Origin of the sequence: Paraburkholderia sp. CHISQ3 (assembly GCF_030464945.1) — a bacterium.
GTDB classification, from domain to species: domain Bacteria; phylum Pseudomonadota; class Gammaproteobacteria; order Burkholderiales; family Burkholderiaceae; genus Paraburkholderia; species Paraburkholderia megapolitana.
Genome location: NZ_JALPRG010000009.1, coordinates 65,473 through 82,123 on the forward strand (window position 1 = coordinate 65,473; position 16,651 = coordinate 82,123).

General features: G+C 64.2%; 12 protein-coding genes. 7 read left to right on the forward strand and 5 right to left on the reverse strand.

The features are described 5' to 3' along the window. Nucleotides 1-10 precede the first annotated feature (10 nt). From treZ to M0D65_RS21520, 4 genes are read left to right on the forward strand one after another with little or no spacing between them, the layout of a single operon-like run. Nucleotides 11-1,915: a malto-oligosyltrehalose trehalohydrolase gene (treZ, locus tag M0D65_RS21505; protein ID WP_266254483.1), complete on the forward strand. Its 1,905-nt coding sequence runs from the start codon at nt 11-13 to the stop codon at nt 1,913-1,915. After that, on the forward strand, nt 1,912-4,101 hold the full coding sequence (malQ, locus tag M0D65_RS21510) for a 4-alpha-glucanotransferase (RefSeq protein ID WP_266254484.1): 2,190 nt from the start codon (nt 1,912-1,914) through the stop codon (nt 4,099-4,101). The genes treZ and malQ overlap by 4 nt, the downstream gene beginning before the upstream one ends. Then, entirely contained in the window at nt 4,098-6,953 is a 2,856-nt protein-coding gene (gene treY / locus M0D65_RS21515) for a malto-oligosyltrehalose synthase (protein WP_266254485.1), read from the forward strand. The genes malQ and treY overlap by 4 nt, the downstream gene beginning before the upstream one ends. 29 nt (nt 6,954-6,982) lie before the next feature. Continuing rightward, a complete protein-coding gene (locus M0D65_RS21520; protein ID WP_266254486.1) occupies nt 6,983-8,449 on the forward strand; it encodes a dipeptidase in 1,467 nt (488 codons plus the stop codon). A 54-nt stretch (nt 8,450-8,503) separates the two neighbouring features. On the opposite strand, the gene M0D65_RS21525 is transcribed toward M0D65_RS21520, so the two are convergent. Beyond that, complete coding sequence (locus M0D65_RS21525) at nt 8,504-9,226, reverse strand: sulfite exporter TauE/SafE family protein (RefSeq protein ID WP_266254487.1); 723 nt, start codon at nt 9,224-9,226, stop codon at nt 8,504-8,506. A 254-nt stretch (nt 9,227-9,480) separates the two neighbouring features. On the opposite strand from M0D65_RS21525, the gene M0D65_RS21530 reads away from it, so the two are divergent. Next, a complete protein-coding gene (locus tag M0D65_RS21530) occupies nt 9,481-10,872 on the forward strand; it encodes a phosphatidylserine/phosphatidylglycerophosphate/cardiolipin synthase family protein (RefSeq protein WP_266254488.1) in 1,392 nt (463 codons plus the stop codon). A 41-nt stretch (nt 10,873-10,913) separates the two neighbouring features. Here M0D65_RS21530 and M0D65_RS21535 read toward each other — a convergent pair whose 3' ends face one another. Next, nucleotides 10,914-12,275, reverse strand: coding sequence for a hemolysin family protein (locus tag M0D65_RS21535; RefSeq protein ID WP_266254489.1), 1,362 nt, complete (start codon nt 12,273-12,275; stop codon nt 10,914-10,916). Between the two features lie 159 nt (nt 12,276-12,434). Further along, nucleotides 12,435-13,241, reverse strand: a complete 807-nt coding sequence (locus M0D65_RS21540; RefSeq protein WP_266254490.1) for a sensor histidine kinase KdpD — start codon at nt 13,239-13,241, stop codon at nt 12,435-12,437. Nucleotides 13,242-13,442: 201 nt separating this feature from the next. Here M0D65_RS21540 and M0D65_RS21545 point away from each other — a divergent pair, with 201 nt between their 5' ends. Continuing rightward, the gene (locus M0D65_RS21545; protein WP_266254491.1) at nt 13,443-13,787 is read left to right on the forward strand and encodes an FKBP-type peptidyl-prolyl cis-trans isomerase; all 345 of its coding nucleotides are present in this window, start codon (nt 13,443-13,445) and stop codon (nt 13,785-13,787) included. Between the two features lie 23 nt (nt 13,788-13,810). Then, nucleotides 13,811-14,605, forward strand: a complete 795-nt coding sequence (locus M0D65_RS21550) for an AraC family transcriptional regulator (protein ID WP_266254492.1) — start codon at nt 13,811-13,813, stop codon at nt 14,603-14,605. Nucleotides 14,606-14,642: 37 nt separating this feature from the next. Here M0D65_RS21550 and M0D65_RS21555 read toward each other — a convergent pair whose 3' ends face one another. Both M0D65_RS21555 and M0D65_RS21560 read right to left on the reverse strand, forming a co-directional pair. After that, the gene (locus M0D65_RS21555; protein WP_266254493.1) at nt 14,643-14,891 is read right to left on the reverse strand and encodes a hypothetical protein; all 249 of its coding nucleotides are present in this window, start codon (nt 14,889-14,891) and stop codon (nt 14,643-14,645) included. 334 nt (nt 14,892-15,225) lie between these two features. After that, complete coding sequence (locus M0D65_RS21560; protein ID WP_266254494.1) at nt 15,226-16,413, reverse strand: O-succinylhomoserine sulfhydrylase; 1,188 nt, start codon at nt 16,411-16,413, stop codon at nt 15,226-15,228. Nucleotides 16,414-16,651 lie beyond the last annotated feature (238 nt).

Sequence of the window (16,651 nt, forward strand, 5' to 3'; positions counted from 1 at the left end):
GTTACGAATCATGTCCGACCATCCGATCGATCCTCACGCGCATCATCATGCGCATTGCCTGCCGTTCGGCGCACAACTGGTCGGCGCGGCGAGTGCGAAGCCGCGCACGCGGTTTCGCTTCTGGGCGCCGTCGTGCAACGCCGTGCAGGTGACGATCGAAAGCGGTCCGCAGCAGGGCGCGCTCGACATGACGCCGACCGGTAACGGCTGGTTCGAGGCCGAAGCCGCCTGCGGCGCGGGCACGCTGTACCGGTACCAGCTCGATAGCGGTCTCGCGGTGCCCGACCCCGCGTCGCGCTTCCAGCCGCAGGACGTGCATGGCCCGAGCGAAGTGATCGATCCGCGCGCGTACGTGTGGCAGCACACACGCTGGCATGGCAGGCCGTGGGAAGAGGCGGTGCTGTATGAACTGCATGTGGGCGCGCTCGGCGGTTATGCGGGCGTGATGAAACGGTTGCCCGCGCTCGTGGAACTCGGCGTCACCGCCATCGAACTGATGCCTCTCAACGACTTTCCGGGCGCGCACAACTGGGGCTACGACGGCGTACTGCCGTATGCGCCCGACTCCGCTTACGGCCGCCCCGACGAACTGAAAGCGTTGATCGACACCGCGCATGGCCTCGGCCTCGCGGTATTGCTCGACGTCGTGTACAACCACTTCGGCCCGGACGGCAACTATCTGAACCAGTATGCGAAGCCGTTCTTTCGCGACGGCACGCACACGCCGTGGGGTCAGGCCATCGATTTTTCGCGGACCGAAGTGCGCGAGTTCTTCTTTGACAACGCGCTCTACTGGCTCAACGAATATCGCTTCGACGGTTTGCGTATCGATGCGGTTCATGCGATCGCCAACGACGACTGGTTGCGCGAACTATCAGAGCACATCCGCGCGAGGATGCAGCACGGCCGGCACATCTACCTCGTGCTCGAGAACGAGCGCAACACGGCGAGCCTGCTCGACGCCGATTTCGACGCACAGTGGAACGACGATGCGCACAACTCGCTGCACGTGCTGCTGACGGGCGAACACGACGGCTACTATCGCGCGTATGCCGAGCAGCCGATTCGCAAGCTCGCGCGCGTACTCGGCGAGGGGTTTGCGTATCAGGGCGAAGGCTCGCCGATTCACGACGGCGCACCGCGCGGCGAACCGAGCGCGCACCTGCCGTCCACTTCGTTTGTAATGTTTCTGCAAAACCACGATCAGATCGGCAACCGCGCGTTCGGCGAACGGTTGCGCACGCTGTGCTCCGACGATGCGCTGCGCGCGGCCACCGCGCTGTTGCTGCTGTCGCCGCAAATCCCGATGCTCTTTATGGATGAAGAGTACGGTTCGCAGCAGCCGTTCCTGTTTTTCACCGACTACACCGGCGACCTCGCCGAAGCGGTGCGTGAAGGACGTCGTCGCGAGTTCGCGCGCTTCCCCGCGTTCAGCGACGAAAGCCGCCGCGCACAGATTCCCGATCCGAACGATCCGCGCACGTTTGCTGCATCGTCACCGCACGATACGCCCGACGTAGACGAACGGCGTAGCTGGATGCACTTCTATAAATCGGCGCTAACGGTGCGCGCAAAACTGATTGCGCCGCGACTCGCGCATGCGCGCGCACTGGGCGCACGCGTGCTCGCTGCAAAGGACGGCACCGACGCTAATGCATTGGTCGCGCGCTGGCGGCTCGGCGATGGGCAAACGCTGTCGATTGCGTTGAACCTCGCGCAAGACGCCGTGCTGCTACCGGTAGACGCCAAACCCGACGGCAAGGTCATCTTCGAAACGCCGGCCCGCGCACGCGAGCGCGCCGACGCGCACGAACTGCCGGCGTACGCGTGCGTCGCGTGGCTGACCGGCGACGTCGGCGAATACGCGTTGCGTCACGACGCGCGCAAGTTCGCGCATCCGGAGCAACACGCATGACCGCCACCCGACGCCCTACCGATACGATCGACAGTCTCGCGGCACGCGCGGGCTTCGAGGTCGAATGGTTCGATGCGCACGGAACGACGCAGCGCGTGCCCGACGCAACGCTCGCGTTGCTGCTTGAATGCCTCGGTCTGTCGTGCGGCACCGCCGCGCAGATGCGGCACAGCACGGCGTTGATCGACAGCGAACAGTCCGGCCGCAGGCTGCCGCCGCTGCTGACCGCCGAATGCGAGCGCGGCATCGCGTTGCCCGCATCGTCGATTCGCTCGGGCAGCCGCTATCGGATCGAGCTGGAAAGCGGCGCGGTGATCGATGGTCGCTTTACTGCGCCGAAGGGTGAGATTGCGCTGTTGTCGCCAATCGGTGAAGCCGGCTATCACACGCTCGTCATCAACGAACAACGCATCACGCTGGCCGTTGCGCCGCCGCGCTGCTACACCGTCGCCGATGCGTGGCAGACGCTGCATGGCGCGGATTCGCAGCCGCCGCCGTTGTGGGGCATCGGCGCGCAGTTATATGGATTGCGGCGCAGCGGCGATGGTGGCATCGGCGACTATTCGGCGCTGGCCTCCGTTGCGATCGATAGTGCGAAACATGGTGCGCATGCTCTTGCGGTCAGCCCGACGCATGCGATGTTCAGCGCGGCGCCGCAGAACTTTAGTCCGTATTCGCCGTCGTCGCGGCTCTGGGTGAACGTTGCACACATCGATCCCGCTGCAGTGTTCGGCGCCGATCTCGCACGCGCGGCGCTCGAGTCCACGCACGCCGCCGACGCGTGGCAGACACTCGAACAGCTACCGTTGATCGACTGGCCGCAGGCGGTGCCGCTCAAGCTCAAGGTATTGCGCGCGCTGTTCGAGCGTTTCTGTGAACACGAGCGCACGCCGCCGAGTCCACGCGCGCTCGAATTTCATGGCTTCTGCGAACGCGGCGGCCGCGCGCTCGAAGATCACGCGCGCTTCGAAGCGCTGCATGCGCATCAACTGGCGCAGGAAAACGGCTCGGGCTACTGGCGCGACTGGCCCGACGCGCTACAGGACCCACGCAGTGCAGAGGTGGAGGCATTCGCGCAGGCGCATCGCCACGAAGTCGAGTTTCATCTATTCCTGCAATGGCTCGCGGCCAAAGGGTTGTCGCATGCGCAGCACGCCGCGCGCGATGCCGGCATGGCAGTCGGCTTGATTGCCGATCTCGCCGTCGGTTGCGATAGCGGCGGTAGCCACGCATGGTCGTATCGCGACGACATGCTGCAACGCGTGTCGGTTGGCGCGCCGCCTGATCTGTTCAACCAGGCCGGCCAGGCATGGGGCCTGACAACGTTTTCGCCGCGCGCGATGCGCAACCAGGGCTTCACCGCGTTCATCGACATGCTGCGCGCCGCGTTCGCGCATGCCGGCGGCATTCGCATCGATCACATCCTCGGCTTGCGACGACTGTGGCTCGTGCCCGAAGGTGCGCATGCAAAAGACGGCGCCTATCTACGCTATCCGCTCGACGACCTGCTGCGTCTGATCGCGCTCGAATCGTGGCGGCATCGCGCGATCGTGATCGGCGAGGATCTCGGCACGGTACCGTCGGGCTTTCGCGAACGGCTCACCGATCACGGCCTCGCCGGCATCCGCGTGATGTGGTTCGAATGCACCGACGGGGGCGCCGGCTTCAAGGCGCCGCGCACGTGGGACGCAAACGCGATCGCGACGACGACGACGCATGATCTGCCAACCGTTACCGGCTGGTGGCGCGGCGAAGATATCGCGTGGCGCAATCGCATCGGTCAGACGCTGCCGCGCGCGGACGGCCGCGACCCGGTGCAGCTCGCGCTCGACGAACGCGCAGCCCAGCGCGATGCGTTGTGGCGCGCGTTCCAGCAAGCCGGCGTCGCCGCGCACGATGTGCCCGCGCCATCGCAGGACAACGCACCCGTCGACGAAGCGCTTGCGTTCGTCGCAGCCACGCCTGCGCCGCTCGTCGCGTATCCACTCGAAGATCTGCTGGCACTGACCGATCAACCGAACCTGCCAGGTTCGATCGACGAGCATCCGAACTGGCGTCGCCGTCTGGTATTGCCGGTCGACGAACTCTTCACGGACCCGACATTCTGCGACCGGCTGCTGGCGGTCGATCGCGCGCGTCGCGCTTCCTCGCCGGCTTCCGCTCCCGCGCAGTCCGACACGCCATGACTGCCCCACGCTCCACACTCAGGCTCCAGTTCCACCGGGACTTCACGTTCGGCGACGCGCTCGCTCAGCTCGATTATTTCGCCATGCTCGGTGTGAGCCACCTGTACGCGTCGCCCATCACGACTGCGCAACCTGGCTCGCTGCATGGCTACGACACCATCGACTACAGCCGGGTCAGCGAGGAATGCGGCGGCGAAGCGGCGCTCAAGCGGCTCGCCGACGCACTGCATGCCCGCGGCATGGGACTGATCGTCGACGTCGTGCCGAATCATATGGGCGTGGGCGGCGCACACAACGCATGGTGGCTCGATATTCTCGAATGGGGACGGCACAGCGCGTATGCGCGGCATTTCGATGTCGACTGGCACTCGCCCGATCCTGCGCTGCGCGGCAAGGTGCTGATGCCGTTTCTCGGCGGGTCGTATGGCGACGAACTGAATGCGGGCAACATCGTGCTGCGCTTTGCCGCGGACAGTGGGCGATTTGTCATCGGCTACGGCGAACATATTTGCCCCGTGTGCCCAGTCGATTACCCGTCGATCCTCCAGGCCGCGAATCATGCGGACTTGAATGCGCTGGCCGAACGCTTCGCTGGGCTCACCACGCAACCCGCCGATCATCCACGCGCCGCCGCGGCACGCGATGCATTGCGCGAATACGCGGCGCAACACGGCACGGCAGCGATCGATGCAGCATTGCAAACGTACGCTCCGGCTAGCGGAGAAGCCGCCGACTCCCCCAACGCACTGGCAGCGCACGACCGTCTGCATCGTCTGCTCGAACGTCAACATTTCCGGCTCGCGTGGTGGCGCACCGCATCCGACGAGGTGAACTGGCGGCGCTTCTTCGATATTGGTGCGCTTGGCGGGTTGCGCGTCGAGCGATCCGAAGTATTCGAGGCGGTGCATGCGCTGATATTCCGGCTGTACGCGGAAGGCACGATCGACGGTGTGCGGATCGATCACATCGACGGGCTCGCCGAACCGCGCGAGTATTGTCAGCGGCTGCGTCAGCGGCTCATGGAACTGCGTAGCGACGCGCCTTACCTCGTGGTCGAAAAGATTCTCGCGCGCGACGAAACGCTACGCGAGGACTGGCCCGTCGATGGCACGACCGGCTACGACTTCATGAACGACGTGGGTGCGCTGCTGCACAATCCCGTCGGCGCCGAACCGCTTGCGGCAACGTGGGCCGAACTGAGCGGGCGCAGCGCGGTATTCGCCGACGAAGCGCTTGCCGCGCGACGCAAGATTCTCGTGGAGAACCTCTCGGCGGAACTGGATCGAGCTGCCCGCGCGTTGCACCGCATCGCGCGCGAAAGCACGACCACGCGCGACTTCACGTTCACCGCGATCCGGCGCGTAGTCGCGGAACTGGTCGCGCATTTTCCGGTGTACCGGATCTATCCGCAGAACGGTGTGCGTAGCGAAACCGACAACGTATGGTTCGATGCGGCGCTCGATGCAGCGAAGCGCGTGCTGCCGCTGGCCGATCACGCGGTGCTCGAGCATGTCGATACATGGCTTGGTCGAACCGCTCTGGATGGCGATGACAATGGCGCCACGCAGAACAGTCATGCGATCATCTCGCGCCGCACGGCCCAGACAGTGTTCGCGCAACTCACCGCGCCCGTCGCAGCTAAAGCAATCGAAGATACCGCGGGCTACCGCTATGGCCGTCTGCTGTCGCGCAACGAGGTCGGCTCCGATCCCGGCGAATTCGCACTGACGGTCGAGCAGTTTCATGCGGCCAACCTCGCACGTGCGCGGCGCTTTCCGCACGCGCTGCTGGCTACCGCGACGCACGATCACAAGCGCGGTGAAGACCTGCGCGCGCGGCTCGCGGTGTTAAGCGAGATCGCACACGACTGGAGCGCGACGCTGCGGCGCTGGTCGACGCTGAATGCGCCGCATCGGCGGATGCCGGATGCGCATATCGCGTCGGGTAACGAGGGCGACTACTGGGCACCGGGTCCTGCTGCGGAAGCGGTGCTTTACCAAACACTGGTGGGCTCCTGGCCGCTCGATCTCGCACCCGACGACGTAGCCGGCGTCGAGGCGCTTGCGCAACGCGTCGCCCAATGGCAACTGAAGGCGCTGCGCGAAGCCAAGCTGCGCACCGGATGGCGCATGCAGGATGGCGCATATGAGAACGCCTGCCGCGACTTTCTGTTCGACATCCTCGCGCCGCAGCGGCGCGACGGATTCCTGCGTGAGTTGTCGGAGCTCGTCGTGCGCGTGGCGCGCGCGGGGGCGATCAATAGCTTGCAACAGACCGTGCTGCGGCTGACATCGCCAGGCGTGCCCGATCTGTATCAGGGCACCGAACTGTGGGACTTCAGCCTCGTCGATCCGGACAACCGCAGGCCGGTCGATTTCGCACAACGTCATGCGTGGCTCGCCGAATCGGTCGATGCGCCGCCCTCGGCGCATCTCGCCGACTGGCGCAGCGGTCGCGTGAAACTCGCGGTCGTGCAGCGTGGCCTTGCGTTGCGCACTCATCTGCCCGCGTTGTTGAGCGACGGTACCTATCTGCCGCTCGATGTGCAAGGCGCGCATGCCGAGCATGCAATCGCGTTCGCGCGGCGGCACGGCAATGCGTGGGCTGTTGTCGTCGCGACACGGCTCGCCATGTCACTGCTCGATTCCGCTGACGATACGCCGTGGGTCGACAGTAACGCATGGGGTGACACCGCGGTGGTGTTGCCTCGCGATCTCGCCTCGCGCGCGTTGTTCGATTGTCTGAGCCCCGCTGCGCCAAAAGCCGACGACACGGGTCTGTTGTATCTGCGCGATGTGCTTGCGGCGATGCCGGTGGCTATACTCGTCGAAGATGGTGTGCCGCGTACGTAGCGCCGCTGTCGCCTCTTCGGAAACTGACAATGACGAAAGAAACGATGCCGCCGGACTGGCAGGCGTTGGGCAGCGGCGCGGCCGACGCGTTCGATGGCACCACCATCGAACTGTCCGGATGGATGCTACCGCTCGATGTTGCGACCGAGGCCGACTACTTTCTATTGACGCGCGATGCGCCGTGCTGCGGCGGCTGCGTCCCCGCCGATCCGCGTGCGTGCGTCGAGGTGTTCGCTACGCAACCGATACCGGTGCGGGCGCAGGCCGTCGCGATACGTGGCCACCTGCGGGTTCTGACCGACGATCCCGCAGGCTGGCGTTATCAGCTTGTCGATGCCGCGCCGGCCGCCATTGCGACCACCGCCGCCACGCTGAGCCGTCGCGCGTTTCTTGCGTCGGGTGCCGCGCTCGGACTCGCGGCATGCGCGCCCGGCCGCTTTGCGAGCTACACCGACGCTACCGACCATACCGCCGAACCCGCCAGCGCACCTGCCGACGACACCTCAAATGCCTGGCGCACCGTGTCGACGCTGACCATCGACATGCACAGCCACGCCGGCCACGTCACCGTCTCACGCGACCCCGCGATCGGCGTGAATCGCCCGTTCTTGCCGGTCGCCGCGCCGATGCGCGCAGGCGGCATGAACGTCATCTGCCTCGCGATCGTCGCCGATACCACGGCCACCCGCATCTCCGCCGACCGGCGCCGCTTCGAAGCATGGCGCGAACCGCAACCCGGCGAGCTGTATGCACTTGGACAAGCTTCATTCAAGCGCGTCGACGAACTGATCGAGCGGGAACAGTTGCAGGTCGTGACCGACACGGCTTCGCTTGCCGCGCTCGGCAAGACGGGGCCGTGTGTGATCGTTGCCGCCGAAGGCGCGGATTTTCTCGAGGGACGTGTGGAACGGGTCGATGAGATGTACAGCGCGCACCGGTTGCGCCATCTACAGCTCACGCACTACCGGGTCAACGAACTCGGCGACATCCAGACTGCGCCACCCGTACACGGCGGACTGACTGATTTTGGCGCGGATGTCGTGCGACGTTGCAACGCGCTTGGCATTGTGGTCGACGTGGCGCACGGGACCTACGATCTCGTCAAACGCGCGGCGACGACAACGACCAAGCCTCTAGTGTTGTCGCACACCGCGCTGTTGACGCATCCCTCGACCTACAGCCGGTCGATTTCACCCGACCATGCGCGGGCGATTGCCGACACCGGAGGTGTGATCGGCGTCTGGCCGAGTTCGGGTAGCTTCCACGATTTGCAGGGCATGGCGGAAGGCATGAAACGAATGGCCGACGTTGTCGGCGTCGAGCATGTCGGGCTCGGCACCGACCTGTACGGCTTTATCTCGCCGCCGGTGTTCCGGCGCTACCAGCAGTTGCCCGTGCTGGCCAACGCGTTGATCGGCACGGGCTTCAGCGCCGGCGAGGTCGGGATGATACTGGGTGGGAATTATCGGCGGGTGTTTGAGGCGAGTGTGGGGTAGGTGTGCCGCTACTGGTATCGCGATGAACAGGGTCACCGCACCGTGCGTACGGCACTACCGCCCCGCCGCCCACAACAACGACAACCCCGACGACAGCATCAACCCATCGACCACGAGCCGGAACGTCTTCGGACTCATCCGCAGCACGATGTGCCGCGCCGCAAACGACCCCGCCATCAACGCGGAGCCAATGATCAAACCGCTGAACACAACGCTCGGTGGCAACGCGCCAAAGTGCCGGAAAACAGCAACCTTGGCGACATACACAGCGACCGAACCCGCGGCCTCGGTGGCGAGAAACGCGCCTTTAACAAGACCGTACGACATGAACACGGGCACGGTAATCGGCCCCGTCGACACAACGATGCCCGTCAGAAAACCCACCACACCGCCAATCAACGCCAGTTGCGGCAGCGTGAAACGAATCTCGCGGCGCGCGAGCCAGCGCCGTGTCGGCACCATCGCGACGAAAAACACGCCAAGCGCAAGTTCCACCGCATGCGGCGGCAGCGCGAGCAACGTGCGGACTCCGAGCGCGGCGCCCGGTACCGCAGTCGCGCAATAAGCCCCGCAGGCGCGCCAGTCGATCTCGCGCCACCACGCGAGCACCTTGCCGAGATTGCCCATGATCGCGGCGATCGCCATGATCGGCACCGCTTGCTGCGGGCCGAAGGACATGACGAGGACGGGCATCAGCAGCATCGACGAGCCGGTGCCGATCACACCGCTCAACACGCCGGCGACGAGACCGACGCTGAGTACGAGGAGGTATTCCATGTCGTCCCTGAAGATCCTCACAAACCATTGAACTAGCGCCTGAGTTCAGACCAGATCCACAATTCCGCAATGAAGGCGCAGGCGATGCCCGCGAAAGTATTCCCGATTCCCGGCGAGTTGTCATCGAACGTGCAAACTGCAAACGCGCAGAGCCCAAGAAGCTCGGCATCCATGTGCACGCGCTTCAAGGCAACCTGGCAATCTATCCGCAAGGAAACTCCTGCAGAATCGCAAGCATCGCGCGAGGAGCATCCATGAACGCAGTCGAAGCACAAGCCTCATCCATCCCTTCCATTCAGTCCGGCTCCTATCCGCTGCGCACCGGAAACCTGCTGCGACCATTGGTCGATAGCGGACCCACCTTCCGCAGACTGTGCGAGGCAATCGATCTCGCGCAACACAGCGTCTGGCTCGCCGTGACCTTCATCGACCCTGAATTCCAGATGCCGGACAACCGCGGCACGATATTCGATGTGCTCAATCGCGCTGCGGCACGCGGACTCGATGTGCGGGTGATTTTCTGGCGCCCACTCGAGCAGAGCAGTCGATACGGCAAAACATTCGCCGGAACACCGGAGGATCACGCGCGACTGCGTGCAAGAAACATCCGCTTCAAGGCGCGATGGGACTGCGCAACCGACCGTTTCGTCCAGCATCAGAAGTTCTGGTTGATGGACGCAGGCGCAGAATCGGAGACAGCGTTTATCGGCGGTATCAACCCGACGTTCGGATGCTTCGAACCGGGCCACGACGGCGCGGGCCATCGCCACGACTTCTATGTCGAAGTCACGGGGCCGTGCTGCAGCGACGTACATCACAACTTCGTGCAGCGCTGGAACGGAGCGAGCGAGCGCCACAAGGCCGATGGATGCTGGAACAACGATGACGGCGACAGGTTGCCCTTTCCCGTGCGTATCTCCGCATCGCGCGGTGAAAGCGTCGTGCAGATTCAGCGGAACATGCATGCAGGTCTTTACGACGAAAGGACGCCGACGCCCGACGGCTTCGCCTACGATCTGTCGAAAGGCGAGCGCTCGATCACCGATCAATATCTGCTGGCCATCGCTGCGGCTCGCCATTCGATCTACATCGAGAACCAGGCGCTGCCGGTTCCCGACATAGCCCGCCCACTCGAGCAGGCGCTAAAACGCGGTGTGGAAATCGTCATGCTGGTTCCCGCGGAACCGGAGGACCCATACGGCCAATGGCGGCGCGACCCGACAAAGCAAGGACTCTTCGATCACATCGATGCACTCGGGCAATACGCAAACTTCACGCTGGCTGGAATCGCAGGACGCACTGCGGAAGGCACGCGCAGCAGCGTCTACGTCCATTCGAAGATCATGCTCATCGATGACGAATGGGCGACGCTCGGGTCCTGCAATCTACATTCGAATTCGCTGTTCGGTCATGGCGAACTGAACGCGACGGTCTGGGACAGGAACATGGTTCGCGCTCTGCGCTGCCGGTTGTTGTCCGAGCATCTGGCCGAGGACACCGCCCAGCTTGAGGGCAAGGCCGCATTGCGCCTCTTCAGGCGCATCGCTCAGGAAAATACCGCACAGCTGAAGCTCGGCCGATACGACTGGCAGGGCCTCGCCATATCGCTCGATCCCACCACGTATGGAAGCACGCGCACGCTGTGATCGCGATTCGGCAAGGCAAGGCAAACCGAAACGATGCCCGCCTAACCGCCCTCGTCGTCGAACTGCTTCGGATACACACGCACGAGCACGATCCGCGGGCCGCGCATCTTCTTGACGACGACATCGAAGCGATCGAACGAGACACGCTGGCCTTCTTCCGGCAGATCGTTGAGCGCCTGAATGACGAGACCACCAACGGATTCCGCGCGACCTTCGTCGATATCGATGCCGAGCGCGCGCTCCAGCGACACCACCGGCAAGCTGCCCTTGCCCATCAGCGTGCCGTCGTCCATGCGAGTCCAGTCGGCGTCGCCTTGACGGAACTCGTCGTGAATCTGACCGACCAGTGCGCCAAGCAGATTGTCGAGCGTCAGGAAGCCGATCGGCTGCGCATTCTTGTGACCGACCAGCGCAAAGTGCGGTGCGCCCTTGCGAAAACGCCGGAACAGTTCGAGTGCGGGCATCGTCGGCTTCACGTACTGAACCGGCCGCGCGTACTGAGCGAGGTCTTCGAGCGTGCTGCCCGCGTGTCGTGCAAGCAGCAGGTCCTTCAGGTGGATCATGCCGTCCACGCGCACGCCGGACGCATCGTCGAACAGCGGATAACGGCTGAAACGATGCTGCGCGACCACCTGCATGTTGTCGCGCAACGGCAGATCGCGGCGCAGGCCGACCATCTCGTGGGCAGGCCGCATCAGATCGGAGACGGTCATGCGCGAAAAATCGAGTGAGTGCGCGATCGTGTTCCATTCGTCCTGGCTATAGGCACCTTCGCCAAGCACGTTGTCAGGATGACCGTCCTTCTGTTGCTCGACGCCGGCGCGCCGGCCGCGCAGGATCAGCTTCAGTTCGTCGTTCGAGTAGTGCACGTCGTCACCGTGCCCCGACGAAAGCCCTGCGATACGCAACACCGCGTTCGCACTGCCGTTGAGCAACCAGATAGCCGGATACATCGCCCAGTAGAAACCGTACAGCGGCATCGCGGTCCACAGCGAGATGCGCTCGGCCTGGCGGATCGCGAGCGACTTCGGCGCCAGCTCTCCGACCACGATGTGCAGAAACGAAATGCAGGTGAACGCGAAGAACAGCGAGATTGCATGCGTGAGCGGCAGCGAATGGATACCGAGCACTTCGAACAGCGGCGACAGCAGTTGGGCGAATGCGGGCTCGCCGATCCAGCCGAGGCCGAGCGATGCAAGCGTGATGCCGAGCTGGCAGGCGGACAGATACGCGTCGAGACGGCCGTGAACCTTGGCCAGCAGGCGGCCGCGCAGGCCGTGTTTTTTCGCGAGCGCCCGCACGCGGGTTTGCCGCAGTTTGACGAGACCGAATTCGGCCGCGACGAAGAAGCCGTTGAGCGCAACGAGCAATAACGCGCCGATGATGGCGACAACCTGGATCAAGAGGGGAGGCTCCGGAAGCAAAAGTTGTCAGTATAGAGGGTGCAAGCCAGCTGAAAGCCGATCCGGTCAAAAACCGGCGGTTACGGGCTTGCGGCTTTTTGCCGTAGCGCACGCTGCGAGTATTCATGACGCAACCCGCTGCTGGCTACGGTCTAGGGTCTACGCCCCGGCCCCGGCCAGCGGCACCCGTAGCGCAAGCGTCGCGGCGCCACCGGACTGCGCTGCATCGTTCTGCTCGAACGTGCCGCCGTGCGCCTCGGCCACGCGCCTGCACAGCGCCAGCACCCACGCAATACGACCCGCTTCGCACGGCGCCTGGGCTTGCCTGCGCGCAAAGGCTTCGAGCAGGTGAGGCGCATCGGCGGCATCGAATGCGGCGGGCGTCGGGTGGAACGTGACGGTGCTGTGCCACGCGGTTCCATCGACGGCCGTCGCGAGCGTCACCTGCGACGCCGCAGCGCTCGCTTCGACCGCAAACGTCAGCATCAGCCACAGCGCTGCGGAAAGCCGGTCGCGGTCGCCGCTCAACTGGTCGGTGGATAGCTGCGTATCGACTTCGATCGACACCTCGCGCGGCCCGGCCAGCGTCGTGCGGACCTCGCCGAGCGTTTCGTCGACGAGCGGCCATAGCGCGAACGGCGCATGGTCGAGTGCGAGCGTGCGAGTCTCGGCGCGCGTCGTATCGACGATCTCTTCGAGCAGTTTCACCTGCTGTTCGACACCGGTGCGGATGCCGCCTAGCGCGCGTTGCCCGGCGCTATCGGCAGCATCGAGCTTGCGCTCCAGCACGTAAGCCCAGCTATGAATCGCGTTCAATGGGCCGCGCAGATCGTGCGATACCAGCGACAACACATGGTCGCGCATGAAGAGCGCAGTTTCGACGCGCCGGCGGGCGGTGCGTTCGTAGGCGGCGGAATCGGGGCGGCCGGGCTGTGCAGCGCCAGGCCCAGCAGAAGACGTGCTCACGTTTGAAGCCCTCTCGGTGCAGGGATGGTCGTCATGACGGTCATTATGGCAGGCCGTTCCGGCGCCCTGGATCGCCGGTCGATCGGAATCGGGGTAGCACGTAGCGGGCCCGGTCGGCCAGGAACCCGCGCACGGCAGGAAGCAGCCGACCAACCTCGCCTACAATACCGGTTCTCAACGATTTGTCTGAAGGAGTGTGTCATGTCTAGCGTCACCACCACCGAGTCCGGCCTGAAATACGAAGATCTGACTGAAGGCAGCGGCGCTGAAGCCGTTGCGGGCAAGACCGTCAGCGTGCATTACACGGGCTGGCTGACCGACGGCCAGAAGTTCGATTCGAGCAAGGATCGCAACGATCCGTTCGACTTCGTGCTGGGCGGCGGGATGGTCATCAAGGGTTGGGATGAAGGCGTACAGGGCATGAAAGTCGGTGGCGTGCGCCGCCTGACGATCCCGCCGCAACTCGGCTACGGCCCGCGCGGCGCAGGCGGCGTGATTCCGCCGAATGCAACGCTCGTGTTCGAAGTCGAACTGCTCGGCGTCTGAGCGGCGCTCACCGTCGTTAGCCCATGCTGCCGATACCCCTCGCACCGAGCGTTTCGTTGCGCCGTTTCGGCGCCATCGAGGCGTCGGATGTACACGACTTCCATCAGGTCGTGCTGGGGCTCGACGGCTCGATGGTGATGGCCGTGGATGGCGTCGGCGAGCAGATCGCCAGCGGCTCCGCGTGGCTGGTTCCGGCCGGCTCGCGGCACGACTACTCGGGGCTTGGCGAAAACTGCCAGCTCGTGCTCGATTTACCTGCTGCTTCGCTGGCCGTGCCCGAGCGTCTGTTCGACCGGGCGCGCGCTGTGAGTGTCGATCCGTACATGACTCAGCTCGTGCGCCAGATCGCTGCGGGCGCCACAGTCGGCATACCCGCCGAACCCACCACGCTGGCGCCGTACCTACGGCGCTTCAACTGGGATGCGGCCACGCGCCTGTGCGCCGCAATCCTCTCGAACACCGGCGCTGTGCCGGCAAGCCGCGCCGGACTGTCCGGCCCCGGTCTCGATTTCGCGCGCATCGATCGCTGGCTGCGCGCGCACCTCGCGGAGCCGCTGCGCATCGCCGATCTCGCCGCGCATTGCGGCTTCGGTATGCGGCGCTTTCATCAGTTGTTCATCGACGCGTTCGGCGAGACGCCGCATCGCTATCTGCAGCGGTTAAGGCTCGATACTTCAGTGACGCTACTCGCCGATCCGCGCCGCTCGCTGACCGATATCGCATTCGACATCGGCTTCGCCGACCAGAGCGCGTTTACGCACGCGTTCACGCGGCGCTTCGGTCTCGCTCCAGGGCAATGGCGTGCGCTGCGTCACTGAACGAAGCGCCACGCCGCCCGGGCAATAAAACGCGTACTCAGACTAGCGTGGCGGTTAGAACAGGACTGCTGGCAAGCGGCTCATAGAGACGGGTGAACAGCGAGTCCTGCATGCAATACGTCGCGTCTCCAGGCGGCGTGATCACCCAGTCGCCCGGCTTCACGTCGCGCCATCCCTCGGGTGTGGCAATCGACCACACGCCATCGTGTTGTTCAACGGCGGGATGATCGCCTGGCGAAAACCATCGAGTGGCTTCGACAATGCAATTGCGTTTGGCAAATTTCAACCCGGCCTCCTGATCGGGGTGGGCGCACCGGCACTGATCCGGATGTGCAGTTCACGTGTCTCGGTTTCGCGTTCACGCCGGGAACGGCATCGGACGGAAGTACAAGAGTTGCCGCAGCGATCCCGGCGTAACAAAGGGCGGCCGAGAAGGGGCGAGCGTCATACTGACATCGCGAACCCGTTTGTACTGTTCAGTTTTGTTCGGGTTTTGTCCGGTTTTGTGCGGCTGGCCAGTTTTGCTCGTCTAATGGCGGACAGCGCTGTCGATGCCATTAGTTCTGCCCCCCATGACCAGCCTGCTTCCTTCCGGCCATGGGGTTCTCATTCCGGCCCGGCTACGCCAGACCGCGTGCGAGATCGGCGCGAATATCGCCGGCGTTTTCGAGCCCGACTGCAAGCCGGATCAAGCCCTCTGTAATCCCTGCTGCTGCCCGTGCTTCAGGTGTGATGCGGCCGTGCGTGGTCGTCGCCGGATGCGTGATGGTCGTGCGCGTATCGCCAAGGTTGGCGGTAATCGAACAGACCTTCGTGCTGTCGATCACGCGCCACGCATTCGCGCGTTGCGCCTCGGGCGTGTCTCCCTTCAGCTCGAACGAAACGATCGCGCCACCGGCCTTCTGCTGACGCTTCGCGATCTCGTACTGCGGATGCGATTCGAGTCCCGGGTAAAACACCCGCTTCACGGCCGGATGACTCTCGAGCCAGCCCGCAATTTCCAGCGCATTCGCCGACTGCTTCTCGACGCGCAACGACAGCGTCTCCATACCCTTCAGCAGCACCCATGCGTTGAACGCGGACAGCGTCGGACCGGCGCTGCGCACGAACGGAAACACTTTCTCCATGATGAACTGCCGCGAACCAACCAGCGCGCCACCAAGCACGCGACCCTGGCCATCGAGAAACTTGGTCGCCGAGTGCATCACGACATCCGCGCCGAGCTTCAGCGGTTGCTGCAGCGCCGGGCTGCAAAAGCAGTTATCGACGACGAACAACGCATTCACCGCCTTCGCAATCTTGCCGATCGCTTCGATGTCGGCGATTTCAGTCAGCGGGTTCGACGGCGTTTCGAGGAAGAACATCTTCGTCTCGGGGCGCACGGCGTTTTTCCACGCATCGAGATCGGTCGGATCGACGAACGTGGTCGTGATGCCGAAGCGCGTGAAGATCTGCGAGAACATGCCGAGCGTCGAACCGAACAGGCTCTGCGAACTGACCAGGTGGTCGCCCGACTGCAACGCCGACATCACCACCGACAGGATCGCGCTCATTCCCGACGCCGTCGCCATGCACGCCTCGCCGCCTTCGAGCGCGGCCAGGCGGTCCTGGAACATCGAGACGGTGGGGTTGGTGAAGCGCGAGTAGGTGTAATAGTCCTCGGAATGCTTGAAGCGGTCGGCGGCTTCGGCTGCGTTCGCAAAGCAGAAGCTCGACGTCAGGAAGATCGCTTCCGAGTGCTCGTTGAACTCGCTGCGCACCGTACCGGCCCGCACGGAGAGGGTGTCGAAATTGAGGGAGTCGTCCATGGTGATTCGGTTCCGTTATTCAGTCGGCGCAGCCTTGGTCGAAACCGCGCCGGCAACAAAAAAGCCCGCTTTGCGTCGGCATAAGCGGGCTTCATGTGCGGGGAAAGCTGGAGCGCTGGCGGCATAGGCAAATCCCACCATTCGCTTTAGCTGTTTTGGGTTGCCCCGCGTCCGCAAGCTGATATCAAATCGACGCAAGTCCCGATGCTAGCACATACGCGCATCGAAGAGGCGGCGA

Coding starts and splice junctions, on each gene's coding strand:
- treZ (WP_266254483.1), top strand. CDS start 11: ATGTCCGACCATCCGATCGATCCTCACGCGCATCATCATGCGCATTGC.
- malQ (WP_266254484.1), top strand. CDS start 1,912: ATGACCGCCACCCGACGCCCTACCGATACGATCGACAGTCTCGCGGCA.
- treY (WP_266254485.1), top strand. CDS start 4,098: ATGACTGCCCCACGCTCCACACTCAGGCTCCAGTTCCACCGGGACTTC.
- M0D65_RS21520 (WP_266254486.1), top strand. CDS start 6,983: ATGACGAAAGAAACGATGCCGCCGGACTGGCAGGCGTTGGGCAGCGGC.
- M0D65_RS21525 (WP_266254487.1), bottom strand. CDS start 9,226: ATGGAATACCTCCTCGTACTCAGCGTCGGTCTCGTCGCCGGCGTGTTG.
- M0D65_RS21530 (WP_266254488.1), top strand. CDS start 9,481: ATGAACGCAGTCGAAGCACAAGCCTCATCCATCCCTTCCATTCAGTCC.
- M0D65_RS21545 (WP_266254491.1), top strand. CDS start 13,443: ATGTCTAGCGTCACCACCACCGAGTCCGGCCTGAAATACGAAGATCTG.
- M0D65_RS21550 (WP_266254492.1), top strand. CDS start 13,811: ATGCTGCCGATACCCCTCGCACCGAGCGTTTCGTTGCGCCGTTTCGGC.
- M0D65_RS21560 (WP_266254494.1), bottom strand. CDS start 16,413: ATGGACGACTCCCTCAATTTCGACACCCTCTCCGTGCGGGCCGGTACG.